The following is a 16,648-nucleotide window of genomic DNA, read 5'->3' as shown; positions in this document are numbered from 1 at the left end:
TTCCGGATCGCGAGGTTCATGGGATCTGGGTCGGCGTGGCGGGTGCGTCCCTTGCCGCGTCGGCGTAGCGGCGGGCCAGGTGCGCGAAGGCGTCCCTGAGTTCGGCCGGGCCGACGACCTCGATGGCGGCGTCGAACCTGCCGATGGTGGCGGCCAGGCCGGGCCATGACCACGAGCCCAGTACGAGCCGGCAGCGGTCCGGGCCGAGTTCCTCGACCACTCCGTCCTGGGCGTATCGGGACACGACGGCGGCGGGCAGGTCGAGGATCACCTCGCCGCGGCAGGGCCAGTCGGCCGAGCCGTCGGAGCCCCGGAACCGGCTGGCGACGAACGCCGCCACCTCGCCTCCGGGCAGCTCGCGCGGGGTGAAGCGAGGGCCCGTAGGCGTACGCGGGGTGATCCGGTCCGCGCGGAAGGTGCGCCAGTCCTCGCGGTCGAGGTCCCAGGCGACGAGGTACCAGCGCCCGCCCCAGGTGACGAGGTGGTGGGGCTGGACCCGGCGCGGAGGGGATCCGGCTCGGTCGTTGAAGCCTTCCGGTGGGGCTGCGGGGGCGTAGTCGAAGCGCAGCACCTCGCAGGCGTGGACGGCGGCGCTGAGCGTCATGAGCACGCTGCTGTCGACCTGTGGGTTCGGCCGGATCGCGGGCCGCTCGACGGCGGTGACCTGGAGGGTGTCGATGCGGCGGCGCAGCCGGGCGGGCATGACCTGCCGGACGGTGTTCAGTGCGCGTGCCGCGGCTTCCTCGATGCCGGCGCCGGTGGTGGTGGCGATCTGGAGTGCGACGGCGAGGGCGACGGCCTGCTCGTCGTCGAACAGCAACGGGGGCAGTTCCGTGCCGGCGTCGAGCCGGTACCCGCCGTCGGGCCCCTTGAACGCCACGATGGGATAGCCGAGTTCGCGCAAGCGGTCGACATCGCGGCGCACGGTGCGCGGACTGATGTCCAGCCGCTCGGCCAGTAGCGCGCCCGGCCAGTCCCGGCGTGCCTGGAGCAGCGAGAGCATCGAGAGCAGTCGCGCTGAGGTCTTCTGCATGACTTCATGGTGCCCCGAGAAGCGGCCAGAACCTGGCCGCTTCCCCTGCGACTGTCGTCTCGTGCCAGACAACGAGAACGACCGGAAGGGCCCGATCACCATGACCGCCACGACCACGCCACCCACAACCGTCGACGCCGAACGGGCCGACCTGCTCGCCCAGCTCGCGACCGCTCGAACCGCCCTGACCACCACCGTCCGCGGGCTCGGCGACGAGCAGGCCGGTGAGCATCCGACGGTCAGCGCGCTGTGCCTGGGCGGGCTGATCAAGCATGTCGCGTCCATGGAGGAGGGATGGATGCGCTTCGTGGTCGATGGTCCGTCGGCCATGCGTTACGACCTGCCCGACGGCGTCACCTGGGCCGACCTCACAGCCGGTACCGCACGCGAGTTCCCGCAGTGGGCGATCGACCACCAGAACGACTTCCGGATCCTGCCCGGTGAGACCCTGGCCGGGATCGTCGCGCGCTACGAGCAGGTCGCCGCCCAGACCGAGGAGATCATCGCCTCCGTGCCCGACCTGTCGGCGACGCACCCGCTGCCGGAGGCGCCCTGGAACGAGCCGGGAGCGGTACGCAGCGCGCGCCGGGTGCTGATGCATGTCATCGCTGAGACCGCCCAGCACGCCGGCCACGCGGACATCCTGCGCGAGACGATCGACGGCCAGAAGTCGACCTGAGCGGTGCCGGGGCCGTCTCACGCTGCCCCTGAGGGCCTCGGTCAGGTGCCGACGTAGGACGCGAGGTGCTCGCCGGTGAGGGTGGAGCGGGCGGCGACGAGATCGGCGGGTGTGCCCTCGAAGACGATCCGGCCGCCGTCGTGGCCCGCGCCGGGGCCGAGGTCGATGATCCAGTCGGCGTGCGCCATGACCGCCTGGTGGTGCTCGATGACGACGACCGACTTGCCGGAGTCGACGAGCCGGTCGAGCAGGCCGAGCAACTGCTCGACGTCGGCGAGATGCAGGCCGGCGGTCGGCTCGTCAAGGACGTAGACGCCGCCCTTCTCGGCCATGTGGGTGGCCAGTTTGAGCCGCTGCCGCTCGCCGCCGGACAGGGTGGTGAGCGGCTGGCCGATGTTGAGGTAGCCGAGCCCGACGTCGGCGAGCCGGCCGAGGATGCGGTGCGCGGCCGGCGTGCGCGCCTCGCCGGCGCCGAAGAACTCCTCGGCCTCGGTCACGGACATCGCGAGCACCTCGCTGATGTCGCGGCCGCCGAGGTGGTAGTCGAGCACCGCTGCCTGGAACCGCTTCCCTTCGCACTCCTCGCAGGTGGTGGCGACGCCGGCCATCATCGCCAGGTCGGTGTAGATGACGCCGGCGCCGTTGCAGGTGGGGCAGGCGCCCTCGGAGTTGGCGCTGAACAGCGCCGGCTTCACGCCGTTGGCCTTGGCGAACGCCTTGCGGATCGGGTCGAGCAGTCCGGTGTACGTCGCCGGATTGCTCCGCCGCGAGCCGCGGATGGGTACCTGGTCGACCGACACCACGCCCGCCGAGGCGGGGACGGAGCCATGGATCAGTGAGCTCTTGCCGGAGCCGGCGACGCCGGTGACGACGCACAGCACCCCGAGCGGGATGTCGACGTTCACGTCCTGGAGGTTGTGGGAGGTCGCGCCGCGGATCTCCAGCGTGCCGGTGGGCTTTCGCACCGCCTCCTTGAGGGCGGCGCGGTCGTCGAAATGGCGGCCGGTGATGGTGCCGCTGGCCCGCAGTCCCTCAACGGTCCCCTCGAAGCAGACGGTGCCGCCCGCCGAACCGGCGCCGGGGCCCAGGTCGACGATGTGGTCGGCGATCGCGATGGCCTCGGGCTTGTGCTCGACGACCAGCACCGTGTTGCCCTTGTCCCGCAGTCGCAGCAGCAGGCCGTTCATCCGCTGGATGTCGTGCGGGTGCAGCCCGATGGTCGGCTCGTCGAAGACGTAGGTGACGTCGGTGAGCGAGGAGCCGAGGTGGCGGATCATCTTGACGCGCTGCGCCTCGCCGCCCGACAGCGTGCCCGACGACCGGTCGAGCGAGAGGTAGCCGAGACCGATCTCCACGAACGAGTCGAGCGTCTGCTGGAGCGCCGCCAGCAGCGGCGCCACCGACGGCTCGTCCAGGCCCCGCACCCACTCGGCGAGGTCGCTGATCTGCATCGCGCAGGCGTCGGCGATGCTGATCCCGTCGATCTTCGACGATCGAGCGCCCTCGCTGAGCCGGGTGCCGCCGCACTCGGGGCAGGCGGAGAACGTCATCGCCCGCTCCACGAACGCCCGGATGTGGGGCTGCAGCGCGTCGATGTCCTTGGACAGCATCGACTTCTGGATCTTCGGGATCAGACCCTCGTACGTCAGATTGATGTTGTCGACCTTGATCTTGGTCGGCTCCTTGTAGAGGAGGTCGTGCAGCTCCCTCTTGGTGAACTTGCGGATCGGCTTGTCCGGGTCGAAGAAACCGCAGCCGCTGAAGATGCGGCCGTACCAGCCGTCGATGCTGTAGCCGGGGATCGTGAGCGCACCCTCGTTGAGCGACTTGCTGTCGTCGTACAGCTGGGACAGGTCGAAGTCGGTCACCGATCCCCGGCCCTCGCAGCGCGGGCACATGCCGCCGGTGATGCTGAAGGCGCGACGCTCCTTCACGGTCCGTCCGGCCCGCTCCAGGGTGACTGCACCCGCTCCACTGATCGAGGCGACGTTGAAGGAGAAGGCCTTGGGCGAGCCGATGTGCGGCTTCCCGAGCCGGCTGAAGAGAATGCGCAGCATCGCGTTGGCGTCGGTGGCGGTGCCGACCGTGGAGCGGGCGTCGGCACCCATCCGCTGCTGGTCGACGATGATCGCGGTCGTCAGCCCTTCGAGCACGTCGACCTCGGGCCGCGCCAGCGTCGGCATGAAACCCTGCACGAAGGTGCTGTAGGTCTCGTTGATCATCCGCTGCGATTCCGCGGCTATCGTGGCGAACACCAGCGAGCTCTTGCCCGAGCCGGAGACGCCGGTGCACACCGTCAGCCGGCGCTTCGGGATCTCGATGCTGATGTCCTTGAGGTTGTTCACGCGCGCGCCGTGCACGCGGATCAGATCGTGGCTGTCCGCAGCGTGCGGTGCAGGCGACCGCGTGTCCGTCCTCGTGGCCATGCTCATCGTGTCTCCATCTGTGGTGTGCGGAGCCGGGTTCGCGGTCTCCGTCGGGGTCGCCCGGCTCGATCTGACCGGCTTCGAGCGTACGTCTGGTCGCCAGACCAACTGCTCGGTGTCGCGGGGACGCTGAGCGCGGGAGCGGAAGGCGGTACTCAGCGGTCCTGAAGCAGCCCGAGGACGTTGCCGTCGGGGTCGGTGACGGTGGCCACCAGGCGGCCGCCACCCACGTCGTGCGCGGGCTCCTTCACGGTGGCACCCGCGGCGGTCACCTCGGCCAGCTTCGCCTCGATGTCCGGCACGTGCCAGTAGGCCACCGGTGCGGTCATGCCCTGCTGTCCACCGCCCGGTACCAGCCCGATGTGCTGGCCCCCGGCTTCGAAGCCGACGTAGTAGGACTCGTCGGTCTGCGGCGGTACGCCGAGCAGGGCGGCGTACACCTCCTTGGCCGTCGCCAGGTCGGACACGGGATGCAGCACGGTCTTGATTCCCTGGGTGGAAGAGCCGGTCATGGTCGCTCCTGACGTCGTGTGGACGGCGAGTTCACCGCCCGCCGTTCGTCCTGGCGGTCACGCTAGCCGCGGCCCGGGGCGGGCGCTTCTCGATTCCTGATCAGTCTGGTCCGGTCACCTGCCGGACAGCCTGTGAGGCGCTGAGACGTGTTGCTTGGAACACTTTTGCAAGCAGGTGCTTGCAATAGTTAGCAAGGGCGGGCACCATCGAGGTATGGCATCACTCAACGTCGGCAATCTCGGCGAGTATCTGCGCGAGCAGCGGCGCACTGCGCAGCTCTCCCTGCGGCAGCTCGCCGACGCCGCCGGGGTGTCCAATCCGTATCTGAGTCAGATCGAGCGCGGTCTGCGTAAGCCGAGCGCTGAAGTCCTGCAGCAGGTCGCCAAGGCCCTGCGGATCTCCGCGGAGACGCTCTACGTCCGGGCCGGGATTCTCGACGAGCGGGAGCGGGACGAGCTGGAGACGCGTGCCGTCATCCTTGCCGACCCCTCGATAAACGAGCGGCAGAAGCAAGTGCTGCTGCAGATCTACGAGTCCTTCCGCAAGGAAAACGGAGAGGACACCGCCGCTGACGGCCCCCGCACGGCCGACGGTAGTGATGCCGGAAACCCCTCAGTCTGAACACCGAACTGCGCTCCGGGAGGACCACAGTCATGGCCATCACCGATGACCTGCGTAAGACCCTCACCGACCCGACCCCCCTCTACTTCGCGGCCGGCACGGCCGACCTCGCCGTTCAGCAGGCGAAGAAGGTTCCCGCGCTGATCGAGCAGCTCAAGGCCGAGGCCCCGAGCCGTATCGAGGCCGTGCGCAACACCGACCCCAAGACCGTCCAGGAGAAGGTGACCACCCAGGCCAAGGAGGCCCAGGCCACCGTCCAGGCCAAGGTCACCGAGGTGATCGGGAACCTCGACACCGACCTGAAGAAGCTGGGCGAGAGTGCTCAGGACCTGGCGCTGCGCAGCGTCGGCGTGGCCGCCGAGTACGCCGTCAAGGCCCGTGAGACGTACGAGAAGGTCGCCGAGCACGGCGAGCAGACCGTGAAGGCCTGGCGCGGCGAGGCCGCCGAGGAGATCGCCGAGATCGCCGTGGCCGTCGAGCCCGAGCCGGAGACGGCGCAGCCCGCGGCCGAGAGCGAGCCGAAGGCCGAGGCGAAGAAGCCCGCTCCGGCGGCCCGCAAGGCCTCGGCGCGCAAGCCCGTGGCGAAGAAGACCACCCCGTCGGCCAAGTAAGGCCCGGGACGGGGTACGAGCAGAACGGCCGGGCACCTTTGGGGTGCCCGGCGCGTTCTCCCGGTACCTTGGCCGCGGAGGCGCTACCAACCACTCACTAGGCGGTGCTCAGCATGTTGCGCGCGGGATTCGACTTCACTCTCTGGCTGGTGCTGGATCTGGTCTTCCTGGTCACCGCAGTAACTGCGCTGGTCATGGCCGCGTTCGCCCGCGACGACGCCTACCGCGCGGCCGACAAGCAGACCAAGTCCTTCTGGCTGATCATCCTGGGCATCACGGTCGCGGTGAACATGTTCGTCTCCGTGCTGTTCCTGTCGATCGCCGGGCTCATCGCCACCATCGTCTTCTTCGTGGACGTGCGGCCCGCCCTCAAGCAGGTCTCGGGCGGCGGCGGCCGCCGCGGCAAGGGCTCCAGCAGCGACGGTCCCTACGGGCCGTACAACGGCGGCCGGTAACCACAAGGGATCTAGGTCCTGTCCGGTCGATCAGGCCGGATCAGTGAGCGGGGTCTGGTGCGTGCGATCGCAAGGCGGAGGATGGAGCCGACGCGGAGCGTCGGCGACTGACGCAACGCGGCGTGGGGGTACCTCCCGTGCCCGAAGGGCTACGGGGGAGTGCGTGCCAGGGCACGCGAACCCGGCAAGATCCGAACGACAGGCCCTAGCGGCAAGAGCCGTTTCTGCTGAGCAGCAGCACGGCCACATCGTCCGTCAGCTCCCCGCCGTTCAGCGCGCGCACTTCCGCGACCGCCGATTCGAGCAGCGCCTCGCCCTCGAGCCCCGCAGCCAGCTGCCGGTTGATCATGTCCAGCATTCCGTCCTGGCCCAGCCGCTGCTTCTCGCCCGGACCCTGGCGTCCCTCGATCAGCCCGTCGGTGTACATCATCAGGCTCCACGCGGCCCCCAGCTCCACCTGGCGGCGCGGCCAGCGTGCGCGCGGCAGCAGACCCAGCGCCGGGCCGCCGTCGTCGTACGGGAGCAGCTGTGCCGCCCGGCCGTTCCGGGTGACCAGCGGCGTCGGGTGGCCCGCCAGGCACAGTCCCGCCCGCCGGCCGTCCGGTGCGATGTCGACCGTGCAGAGCGTCGCGAAGATCTCCTCGCTCTCCCGCTCGTGCTCCAGAACCTGCTGGAGCGTGGAGAGCAGCTCGTCCCCGCACAGGCCCGCGAAGGTCAGGGCACGCCAGGCGATGCGCAGCTCCACGCCGAGCGCCGCCTCGTCGGGGCCGTGTCCGCAGACGTCGCCGATCATCGCGTGGACCGTGCCGTCCGGGGTGCGGACCGTGTCGTAGAAGTCGCCGCCGAGCAGTGCGCGCGAGCGGCCGGGCCGGTAGCGCGCGGCGAAGCGCAGGTCCGAGCCCTCGAGCAGGGGAGTGGGCAGCAGGCCGCGCTCGAGACGGGCGTTCTCCTGGGCGCGCAGCCGGGACTCGGCGAGTTTCACCTGGACCGTGTCGGCGCGTTTTCGCTCCACCGCGTAGCGGATGGCGCGGCTCAGCAGCCGCCCGTCGAGCTCGTCGCGGAAGAGATGGTCCTGTGCCCCCACCCGTACCGCCTCGGCGGCGCGCTCGGCGTCGCCCGATGTCGTCAGGGCGAGGACCGCGTGGCGCGGGGCGAGGCGCAGTACGTGGTTGAGCGGGCCGAGCTCGTCGTCGCCGGAGCCGGGCAGCGCGAGGTCGACGAGGATGCAGTGGACGTCGTCCGTGAGCAGCCGCTCCGCCTCGGTGAGGTTGCGGGCGCTGCGGATACGGACCCGGGTCCCGGCCGCGTCGAGCAGCTCGGGGACGGAGAGGGTGCCCGCCGGGTCGTCCTCGATCACCAGTAGCGTGAGGTCGCCGCTGGAGCCCGCGCCAGAGCTCATGCTCGGGCCGGAGCTCCCCTGGGCGGTTTCCGCGGCAGGGACAGCTCTCTGTCGCGGTACGGGTACGGGCATCGGTTCCGGTTTCCTTCCCTCCCCCCGAGGGCGGCAGGGCGACGATCGACGCCCCGCCAGACCGGGACCATAGCGGTACCTGGCGCCGTAGCGGAATGCTCTGGAGCACACGGCCGATGGCATATGCCGCGCATGGGGAGGTACTTGCTCAGTACGCGCTCAGCAAGCCATGACGAACGTCACGTACCCGCTACCTCTGTGTCGCCGATGCGTCACTTGTCGGGACGTACGACTCCGAGAATCGCCATCGAGCCCGCACCCGCGATCGTCACATTCCGCCCGGGCCGCGGCGCGTGCACGATCGCACCGTCGCCGATGTACATGCCCACATGGCTGGCGTCCGCGTGATAGATGATCAAGTCGCCAGGGCGCATGTCCCTGATGTCGATCCTGGGCAGCAGCCGCCACTGCTCCTGCGAGGTGCGCGGGATGCCCCGTCCTGCCGCCGCCCACGCCTGGGACGTCAGCCCCGAGCAGTCGTACGAACCCGGGCCCTCGGCGCCCCACACATACGGCTTGCCGATCTGGGCCGTGGCGAAGTGGACCGCCTTCTTGCCCTGTTCGCTCGACCTGCCGTTGATCTCCTTGAGCACGCCCGAACTCAGCCAGGCCGTCTGCGCCTTGTACTGCGCCTGCTGCTCCAGCTGGAGAAGCCGTGCCCGCTCCTCCTTCTCCAGTTTGTCCTCTATCGACTTGGCCGCGGCGATCTGGGTGTTGATCTCCTTCTTCGCCCTGGCCTGCTTGAGGCGGTTGGCCTCAAGCTTCTGCCACTGGGTGCTCGCGTCCTTGCTGTAGGACGCCAAGTCGGCCTGTGTCCTGGTCAGTTCGCCGATGAGGTCCTTGGTGGCCTTCTGGCCCTGCGCGATCCGGCCCGCGCTGTCCAGGAAGAGCTGCGGGTCGTCGGTGAGCATCAGTTGCGCCTCGGTCGGCAGGCCGCCGCCGCGGTACTGGGCGCGGGCGGCGGCGCCCGCGCGGTTCCTCAGCTCCTGGATCCGGGCCTGGCCCTTCACGATCTCCTGGGCCAGCCTGACGATCTCGGCAGACTGCCTTTCGGTCTGCTCCTCGGCGAGGTTGTACGCGTCGGTCGCGGACGCGGCCTTGCGGTAGAGGGCGTCGAGTTCCAGGCGCACGTCTTCCAGCGACTTCTTGTGCACGCGCGTGCCCGGCGTGGCAGGCGGCGGCTCGGGGGCCGCGAAGGCCTGGCCCGGCGACGCCAGCACGGTCAGAGCGCAGACCAGAGTGATCGCGGCAGTGGCACAGCGGCGTCGGTTCACGACTCCCCCTCCGGGCTCCGGGTGGACGCCGGAACACCTAACATGTGATTTACCGTCAGTAACTTACGAGTGACGTCGCGATGGTGCCACGACACCCACGAAACCGACAGGGCCAACCGGCCGTGTTCTGCCGACTGGTGGATCAACCCCACCCGTCAGGGACGAACAACGCGCCCCGGCCGTTCCCGTGTTCGAGAATGTTCATCCGGAGAGGGCCACGAGTCATCTGGAATTGGGTGCGAGGGCGGCCCAGTTCACCGTGACTTCACCTTGCCGCCAGCGCCCCCGCGCGTCCGTGAGCGGCCAGTCGGCCGCCAGATCCCGTACGGCCCTGATCCAGCGCTGCCGGGCGCCCAGCGAGGCGTACGGAGCGGCCGCCGCCCACGCCCGGTCGAAGTCCCGCAGGAACGCGTGCACCGGCTCGCCCGGCACATTGCGGTGGATCAGCGCCTTCGGCAGGCGCTCGGCCAGGTCGGAGGGGCGTTCCAGGGAGCCGAGGCGGGTCGCGAAGGTGACCGTGCGCGGACCCTCCGGGCCCAGCGCCACCCACACGTGCCGCCGCCCAATCTCGTCGCAGGTTCCCTCGACGAGCAGCCCGCCCGGGGCCAGGCGGGCGCAGAGCCGGGCCCAGACGGCGGCGACCTCGCCCTCGTCGTACTGGCGCAGCACATTGGCCGCCCGGATCAGCGCCGGCCGCGTCGTGAGGGGTACCTCGAAGCCGCCGTGGAGAAAGCTGAGCCCCTCGCGCTCGTACGGCTTCGCCGCCGCGACCCGCGCCGGGTCGATCTCGATGCCGACGACCTCGCAGCGGGGGTCGGCGGTGCGCAGCCGCTGGAGCAGTTCCAGGGCGGTCCAGGGGGCCGCGCCGTAACCGAGGTCGACGGCCACGGGCGCGTCGCCGCGGCGCAGCGCCGGGCCGTGGGTGGCCGCGATCCAGCGGTCCATGCGGCGCAGCCGGTTGGGGTTGGTCGTCCCGCGGGTCGCGGCTCCGACGGGGCGGGTCATAGGAGCGAGGGTATGCGCTCGCGACACGGCCTCCGGACGGTAATGATTTGGCAAAAGAGGGCGGCGATGGAAATGGAAGACGGACCTCCGCTGTTGAAGAGGCTCCGAAGGGCTGCTGATGCCCGCAGTTCGCCGTGCCCGGAGCGAGGAGGACCTTCGACGTGAGCCAGTACGTCTCGCGCTTCGGCAGTGGTCTGGTGGCTCCACGCATCAGGTTCCCCGGCGGCCATCGCAAGCCGCGCCGGATCGCCATGCTCAGCGTCCACACCTCCCCGCTGCACCAGCCGGGAACCGGCGACGCGGGCGGCATGAACGTCTACATCGTCGAGCTCGCCAAGCGGCTCGCGGCGATCAACATCGAGGTCGAGATCTTCACGCGGGCGACTGCGGGCGAGCTGGCTCCGGTCGTCGAACTCGCCCCCGGCGTGCTCGTACGCCATGTCGACGCCGGACCGTACGAGGGTCTGGCCAAGGAAGACCTCCCGGCGCAGCTCTGCGCCTTCACGCACGGTGTGATGCAAACCTGGGCCGGACACCGCCCCGGCCACTACGACCTGGTCCACTCCCACTACTGGCTCTCCGGCCATGTCGGCTGGCTCGCCGCCGAACGGTGGGGCGTCCCGCTCGTCCACGCCATGCACACCATGGCCAAGGTCAAGAACGCCGCGCTCGCCGAGTCCGACACGCCCGAGCCCTCCTCCCGCGTCATCGGCGAGACCCAGGTCGTCGCCGCCGCGGACCGGCTCATCGCCAACACCGCGGAGGAGGCCGACGAACTCGTCCGCTTCTACGACGCCGACCCCGCGAAGGTCGCCGTCGTCCATCCCGGCGTGAACCTGGACCGCTTCCGTCCCGCCGACGGCCGCGCCGCCGCCAGGGCCCGCCTCGGGGTGCCCCAGGACGCCTTCGTCCCGCTCTTCGCGGGCCGTATCCAGCCCCTGAAGGCCCCCGACATCCTGCTCCGCGCGGTCGCGCTCCTCCTGGAACGGGACCCCTCGCTGCGCTCCCGGCTCTTCGTGCCGATCGTCGGCGGCCCGAGCGGCACCGGCCTGGCAAAGCCCGAGAGCCTGCAGAAACTCGCCGCCCGCCTCGGCATCGCGGACCTCGTCCACTTCCAGCCGCCGGTCGGCCAGGACCTGCTCGCGGACTGGTTCCGGGCCGCCTCCACGCTCGTGATGCCCTCGTACAGCGAATCCTTCGGCCTGGTGGCGATCGAGGCCCAGGCGGCCGGCACCCCGGTGGTGGCGGCGGCCGTCGGAGGCCTACCGGTGGCGGTACGCGACGAGCGGACCGGCTTCCTCGTCCAGGGCCACAACCCGGCCCACTACTCCGACGCGCTGCACCGCTTCATCGCCGACCCGTCCCTGATCACCCGCATGGGCACGGCGGCCGCCCGGCACGCCGAGTCCTTCGGCTGGGACACGGCGGCATCGGCGACGGCGGACGTCTACACGGCGGCGATGTACGAACACCGCCGCCGGGTACGCTCGCACCATGGCTGACGTACAGCAGACGGCGCAGGTCATCGAGCAGACGCTGAAGGACGCAGAACTCGAGTGGGAGAGCCCGGAACCCGGCTCGTACGTGGTCAAACTCCCCGGCACCCGCAAGCTGTCGACGACCTGCTCCCTGCGCGTCGGCAAGCACTCCCTGTCGGTCAACGCCTTCGTCATCCGCCACCCCGACGAGAACGACGCGGCGGTGCACCGCTGGCTCCTGGAGCGCAATCTGCGTCTGTATGGGGTGAGTTACGCGATCGACCGCCTCGGCGACATCTACCTGGCGGGCCGCCTCCCGCTCTGCGTGGTCACCCCGGAGGAGCTGGACCGCGTCCTGGGCACGGTGCTGGAGGCGGCGGACGGGGCGTTCAACAGGCTGCTGGAGATGGGTTTCGCGAGCGCGATCCGCAAGGAGTATGCGTGGCGGGTGTCGCGGGGGGAGTCGACGCGGAACCTGGATGCGTTCACGCATCTGACTCAGGGTTGAGGGGGTTGTTTCCCCACCCCGCCCCTTCCCGTAACTGGGGGCAAGCCCCCAGACCCCTGCGCCCGCTTCGCGGCGCGAACTGGCGGCTCCGCCCCCGGGCCCCCGTATGCGACCTTCGGCCGCATGTCCTCAATCGCCGGACGGGCTGAATGTGCGGCTCGGCCGCACACTCAGCCCGCCAGCGTTTGAGGCGCGTGGTTCGGGGGCGGAGCCCCCGCACGGGGTCCGGGGCGGAGCCCCGGTTACGGGAAGGGGCGGGGTGGGGGACAAGCCCGCCGCAGGCCCCCCGCCTCGCCGAACCACGAACCCCCGCGCAAACACTTCCCGAGCCCCGCAACCCATGGCATGCTCACCGCCAACGCACACGCACACCTGAACATCGTTCACATCCATGAAAGGTGGGCTCATGGAGACCAGCCAACGCGCCATCAGCAGACGCACCCTGCTCGGCAGCGCCACAGCCGTCGCGGCAACCGGCATCGTCGGCCCAGGCACCAGCACCGCCATCGCCGGCGGCGCCGCCGAAACCTCCCCCCTCTGGGCCGAGTTCCGCCGCACCCCGTACACCCACCCCCAAATCCCCTACGTCGCACGAGCAGGCAGCCGCCGCGGTGCCGAACACTTCCCTCGGTACCCAATGCGGGCCAACGTCCTTGACTTCGGGGCTGAGCGGGACGGCTCCGCCGACGCCGCTCCCGCCATCAATCGTGCCCTCGCCGCTGTGGGCGAACGCGGTGGCGGCACGGTTCACCTCCCCGCCGGGACCTACCGCATCGACGACCTCATCCGCATCGGGCACAGCAATGTCGTCCTGCGCGGCGCCGGCAGCGGCCGCACCACGCTGTTCGCGACGAAGAACCTCACCGAGCTCGTCGGCCCCTACGGCAGCCGCTACGGCGGTGACAAGTCCTCCTGGTCCTGGGCCGGCGGGCTCATCTGGCTCTGCCCGAAGGACCGTTGGGACAGCCTCACCACCGCTATCAGGGCCAGGGCCTGGCCCTTCGAGGGCTGGACCGGCAACAGGCGCGACGAGTGGCGCACTCTCGCCACCGTCCGGCCCGCCCGGCGCGGCGACTGGTCCGTCACCGTGGACGACACCACGGCGCTGCGCCGCGGACAGCTCGTCCTGCTCCGTCTCGCCGACGACGCGGGCAACACGCTGCTGGAGCACATGGCGGGCGGCGGCCCGGGCCCCGAGGCGTATGTCTGGGACGACAAGACCAAGTTGACCAGTTACGTCCCCTACGAATGGCCCGTGCGCATCACGGCGGTCAAGCGGAACAGGGTCACCTTCGAGCGCCCCCTGCCGCTCGACATACGCCCCGAATGGGACCCCCGCATCGTCACCCTCGTCACTCCTCTCACCGGCTCCGGTGTCGAGGGCCTGACCCTGGAGGCGACCGAGACCCCGCAGTCCCAGCACCTCCTCGACAAGGGCTACAACGGCGTCACCTTCCAGTGCGCGTACGACTGCTGGGCCGACGACATCACCGTCCGCCACGTCGACAACGGCTTCGGCCTCGTCGCAGTCTCCGCATGCACCCTGCGCCGCACCCGCGTCGAGGGCCGCGGCTCCCACCATCCGTACTTCTGCCGCGAGGGCTCGCACGACAACCTCGTCGAGGACTTCACCATCGCCCGGCGCACCGTCCCGGCTCCGGCGGGCACCCAGCTCCACGGCATCAACGTGGAGGGCCTGTCCAGCCACAACGTCTGGTCGCGCGGGCGGATGGAGATGGGCACCTTCGACACCCACCGCGGCATGCCGTTCGCGAACGTCCGTACCGACATCACGGTCGACAACAACGGCCGCCACGGCGGGGACGCATCCGCGGGACCCCTCTACGGCGCCCGGTTCACGCACTGGAACGTCACCGTCACCAACGAACGCGCGGGCCTGGTCAAGATCGACGAGATCGCCCCGTACAGCGCGACCGTGGCCATCAGCACGGTCCGCGAGTTCGACCAGACCGACGTACCGGACTTCGGCGGCGCGCTGAACTCCCGCCTGGAGGCGTACGGCAGCCCCGGGGCCGTGCATCCACGCAATCTGTACGAGGCTCAGCGGGCCCTCAGGCGCTGACCGCCGCCGCCTTCTCGGTGTCCTCGGAGGACGCGGCCTCCCCGGGGGCGTCCTCCTCCGGCAGGCCGCGCATCAGCAGCCAGTACCCGAGCCCCGCCACCGTGCCGAGGACCGCGCACATGCCCCACAGCCACTCCGCTCCGAACCGGTCGATGACGAAACCGGCGAGCAGCGGGGCGACCAGCGCGGCCACCGACCAGGACAGGGTGTACATGCCCTGGTAGCGACCGCGGCCGTGCAGGGGCGAGAGCCGCACCACGAGCCCTGTCTGGGTGGGCGCGTTGACGATCTCGGCCAGTGTCCAGACGCACACGGTCAGCGCGTAGACGGCGATCGATCCGGCGAAGACGGTGAGCCCGAAGCCGTACCCCGCGAGCAGCGAGGAGATGATCAGCAGCCGGCGCGGGTCGCGGTGTTCGATGTAGCGGGTGACCGGGATCTGAAGGGCCACGATCAGCACACCGTTGACCGCGATCGCCATACCGAAGTCCGAGCTGGCGAAACCGTCCGCCGCCATCGCCAGCGGCAGCCCGACGTGCCCCTGCATGAAGATCAGTGCGATCAGGAACGACAGTCCGACGACGCTCATGAACCGCCCGTCGCGCAGGACGGTCCGCAAGCTGATCTGCGGCTCCGCCGGCGCGCCCTTCGTCTCCACCTGCTCGGGCCGTGACTCGGGCAGCTTGACGAAGATGACGATCGCGCAGATCAGTGTCATCGCCGCCTCGCCCAGGAAACCGGCGAGATAGCTGTGTTCGGCGACGAATCCGGCGGCCGCCGCGGAGATGGCGAAGCCCAGGTTGATCGCCCAGTAGTTGAGCGAGAAGGCCCGGACCCGGTCCTCGGACCGGACGATGTCGGAAATCATCGCCTGCACGGCGGGCCGGGAGGCGTTGGAGGCCATGCCCACGACAAAGGCGACCGCCGCGATCGCCACCGGATGCTGGACAAAGCCGAGCACCGCGACGGAGACGGCCGTGGAGGTCTGCGCGATCAGCAGGGTGGGCCGCCGCCCGAGCCGGTCGGTCATCACACCGCCGCCGAGCGAGGAGACGACACCGCCGAGTCCGTGCAGCGCGGCGACGAGTCCGGCGTACGAGGCCGAGTAGCCCTGGTCGACGGTCAGATACAGCGCCATGAACGTCGCGACGAAAGCTCCGAGCCGGTTGACGAGCGTGCTCGTCCACAGCCACCAGAACTCACGCGGCAGCCCCGAGACGCTCTCTCTCGCGGCACGCCGCAGACCGGCTATGGACATGTGGATTTCCCCCGGGGAGCAGACGCTGTAAGTGGCTTGGCAGGCATCCGCAAGTTACATACGCCGGGGTCCGGGCCGCCAGTCAATTGACGGGGGACGTCAACCGACACGCCGACATCGGCGTCCATTAGGCTCGTCCGCATGGCCGACGCACCGTACAAGCTGATCCTCCTCCGCCACGGCGAGAGCGACTGGAACGCGAAGAACCTGTTCACCGGCTGGGTGGACGTCAACCTGACGGAGAAGGGCGAGAAGGAGGCAGTCCGCGGCGGTGAGCTGCTCAAAGACGCCGGCCTGCTCCCCGATGTGCTGCACACCTCGCTCCAGAAGCGCGCCATCCGCACGGCGCAGCTGGCGCTGGAGTCCGCGGACCGCCACTGGATCCCGGTCCACCGCTCCTGGCGGTTGAACGAGCGTCACTACGGTGCGCTGCAGGGCAAGGACAAGGCGCAGACCCTGGCCGAGTTCGGCGAGGAGCAGTTCATGCTCTGGCGCCGTTCGTACGACACTCCGCCGCCGGTCCTCGAGGACGGCACGGAGTTCTCGCAGAGCGACGACCCGCGCTACGCCTCGATCCCGAGCGAGCTGCGTCCGCGCACCGAGTGCCTCAAGGATGTCGTCGAGCGCATGCTGCCGTACTGGTACGACGGCATCGTCCCGGACCTCCTGGCGGGCCGCACCGTCCTGGTCGCCGCGCACGGCAACTCCCTGCGCGGCCTGGTCAAGCACCTCGACGGCATCTCCGACGCGGACATCACGGGCCTGAACATCCCGACCGGCATCCCGCTCTACTACGAGCTGGACGCCGACTTCCAGCCGCTCACCAAGGGCGGAAAGTACCTGGACCCGGACGCGGCCGCGGCGGCGATCGAGGCGGTCAAGAATCAGGGCAAAAAGTAGCCCCTAGGTACATGTGAGCCCCCTGCCGGCGAGTTCCGCGGGCAGGGGGCTTGTCTGTGCTGTCCCCTTACTAGTTGTGCCCACCGGGGGCGTGGCCCGCCGGGTTCTGGTTCTCACTGTCCTGCGTCAGGCCGCCACCGGTGCAGCTGGGCTGCTGACCGCCTGGCTGCTGGCCACCGCCGTTGGTGCAGGAAACGTCGGCTGGTGCGATCTTGGCTTGGGCGACGTTGGCTCCGCCGACCCCGAGTGCGAATGCTGCGGCCGTGGCGGCTACCGCCGCTCCGACCCTCTTCATCGTCGCTGTGCGGCAGAGCAATCCGGACTGACGCATGT

General features: G+C 70.0%; 15 protein-coding genes. 8 read left to right on the top strand and 7 right to left on the bottom strand.

Annotated elements, in window-relative coordinates:
• Positions 1-16: 16 nt before the first annotated feature.
• Positions 17-1,033 (bottom strand): helix-turn-helix transcriptional regulator, encoded by a 1,017-nt coding sequence (locus tag OG741_RS18845; RefSeq protein WP_405599383.1) that lies wholly within the window; start codon positions 1,031-1,033, stop codon positions 17-19.
• Positions 1,034-1,133: 100 nt separating this feature from the next.
• On the opposite strand from OG741_RS18845, the gene OG741_RS18840 reads away from it, so the two are divergent.
• Entirely contained in the window at positions 1,134-1,712 is a 579-nt protein-coding gene (locus tag OG741_RS18840; RefSeq protein ID WP_405605649.1) for a DinB family protein, read from the top strand.
• Between the two features lie 41 nt (positions 1,713-1,753).
• Here OG741_RS18840 and OG741_RS18835 read toward each other — a convergent pair whose 3' ends face one another.
• Both OG741_RS18835 and OG741_RS18830 read right to left on the bottom strand, forming a co-directional pair.
• The gene (locus OG741_RS18835; protein WP_405599381.1) at positions 1,754-4,144 is read right to left on the bottom strand and encodes an ATP-binding cassette domain-containing protein; all 2,391 of its coding nucleotides are present in this window, start codon (positions 4,142-4,144) and stop codon (positions 1,754-1,756) included.
• 149 nt (positions 4,145-4,293) lie between these two features.
• Positions 4,294-4,650: a VOC family protein gene (locus OG741_RS18830; RefSeq protein WP_324989029.1), complete on the bottom strand. Its 357-nt coding sequence runs from the start codon at positions 4,648-4,650 to the stop codon at positions 4,294-4,296.
• A 214-nt stretch (positions 4,651-4,864) separates the two neighbouring features.
• Between OG741_RS18830 and OG741_RS18825 the strand changes: the two genes are divergently transcribed.
• The 3 genes from OG741_RS18825 (at position 4,865) to OG741_RS18815 (ending at position 6,338) form a co-directional block, all read left to right on the top strand.
• Positions 4,865-5,272 (top strand): helix-turn-helix domain-containing protein, encoded by a 408-nt coding sequence (locus OG741_RS18825; protein WP_405599378.1) that lies wholly within the window; start codon positions 4,865-4,867, stop codon positions 5,270-5,272.
• 32 nt (positions 5,273-5,304) lie between these two features.
• Positions 5,305-5,883: a hypothetical protein gene (locus OG741_RS18820; RefSeq protein ID WP_405599376.1), complete on the top strand. Its 579-nt coding sequence runs from the start codon at positions 5,305-5,307 to the stop codon at positions 5,881-5,883.
• A 113-nt stretch (positions 5,884-5,996) separates the two neighbouring features.
• A complete protein-coding gene (locus OG741_RS18815) occupies positions 5,997-6,338 on the top strand; it encodes a DUF2516 family protein (protein WP_324989023.1) in 342 nt (113 codons plus the stop codon).
• Positions 6,339-6,543: 205 nt separating this feature from the next.
• On the opposite strand, the gene OG741_RS18810 is transcribed toward OG741_RS18815, so the two are convergent.
• The 3 genes from OG741_RS18810 to OG741_RS18800 all read right to left on the bottom strand — a co-directional run bounded on the left by OG741_RS18810 (position 6,544) and on the right by OG741_RS18800 (position 10,088).
• Positions 6,544-7,809, bottom strand: a complete 1,266-nt coding sequence (locus OG741_RS18810) for a PP2C family protein-serine/threonine phosphatase (protein ID WP_405599373.1) — start codon at positions 7,807-7,809, stop codon at positions 6,544-6,546.
• A 212-nt stretch (positions 7,810-8,021) separates the two neighbouring features.
• On the bottom strand, positions 8,022-9,083 hold the full coding sequence (locus OG741_RS18805) for an NlpC/P60 family protein (protein WP_405599371.1): 1,062 nt from the start codon (positions 9,081-9,083) through the stop codon (positions 8,022-8,024).
• A 222-nt stretch (positions 9,084-9,305) separates the two neighbouring features.
• Entirely contained in the window at positions 9,306-10,088 is a 783-nt protein-coding gene (locus OG741_RS18800) for a class I SAM-dependent methyltransferase (RefSeq protein WP_405599370.1), read from the bottom strand.
• A 161-nt stretch (positions 10,089-10,249) separates the two neighbouring features.
• On the opposite strand from OG741_RS18800, the gene mshA reads away from it, so the two are divergent.
• The 3 genes from mshA to OG741_RS18785 all read left to right on the top strand — a co-directional run bounded on the left by mshA (position 10,250) and on the right by OG741_RS18785 (position 14,157).
• A complete protein-coding gene (mshA, locus tag OG741_RS18795; RefSeq protein WP_266481115.1) occupies positions 10,250-11,590 on the top strand; it encodes a D-inositol-3-phosphate glycosyltransferase in 1,341 nt (446 codons plus the stop codon).
• Entirely contained in the window at positions 11,583-12,074 is a 492-nt protein-coding gene (locus OG741_RS18790; RefSeq protein ID WP_405599368.1) for a YbjN domain-containing protein, read from the top strand. Before mshA ends, OG741_RS18790 begins: the two co-directional genes overlap by 8 nt.
• Before the next feature lie 406 nt (positions 12,075-12,480).
• Positions 12,481-14,157, top strand: coding sequence for a glycosyl hydrolase family 28-related protein (locus tag OG741_RS18785; protein ID WP_405599365.1), 1,677 nt, complete (start codon positions 12,481-12,483; stop codon positions 14,155-14,157).
• Here the strand turns inward: OG741_RS18785 and OG741_RS18780 are convergent.
• Complete coding sequence (locus tag OG741_RS18780) at positions 14,147-15,415, bottom strand: MDR family MFS transporter (RefSeq protein WP_405599363.1); 1,269 nt, start codon at positions 15,413-15,415, stop codon at positions 14,147-14,149. The genes OG741_RS18785 and OG741_RS18780 overlap by 11 nt on opposite strands.
• Before the next feature lie 141 nt (positions 15,416-15,556).
• On the opposite strand from OG741_RS18780, the gene OG741_RS18775 reads away from it, so the two are divergent.
• Positions 15,557-16,315 carry a phosphoglyceromutase gene (locus tag OG741_RS18775; RefSeq protein WP_266481131.1) on the top strand — a complete coding sequence of 253 codons (759 nt, stop codon included), beginning with the start codon at positions 15,557-15,559 and terminating at the stop codon, positions 16,313-16,315.
• Positions 16,316-16,648 lie beyond the last annotated feature (333 nt).

The sequence above is a fragment of the Streptomyces sp. NBC_01410 genome (assembly GCF_045040195.1).
Lineage (GTDB): Bacteria > Actinomycetota > Actinomycetes > Streptomycetales > Streptomycetaceae > Streptomyces.
This window is presented reverse-complemented; position numbering and strand designations above follow the sequence as displayed.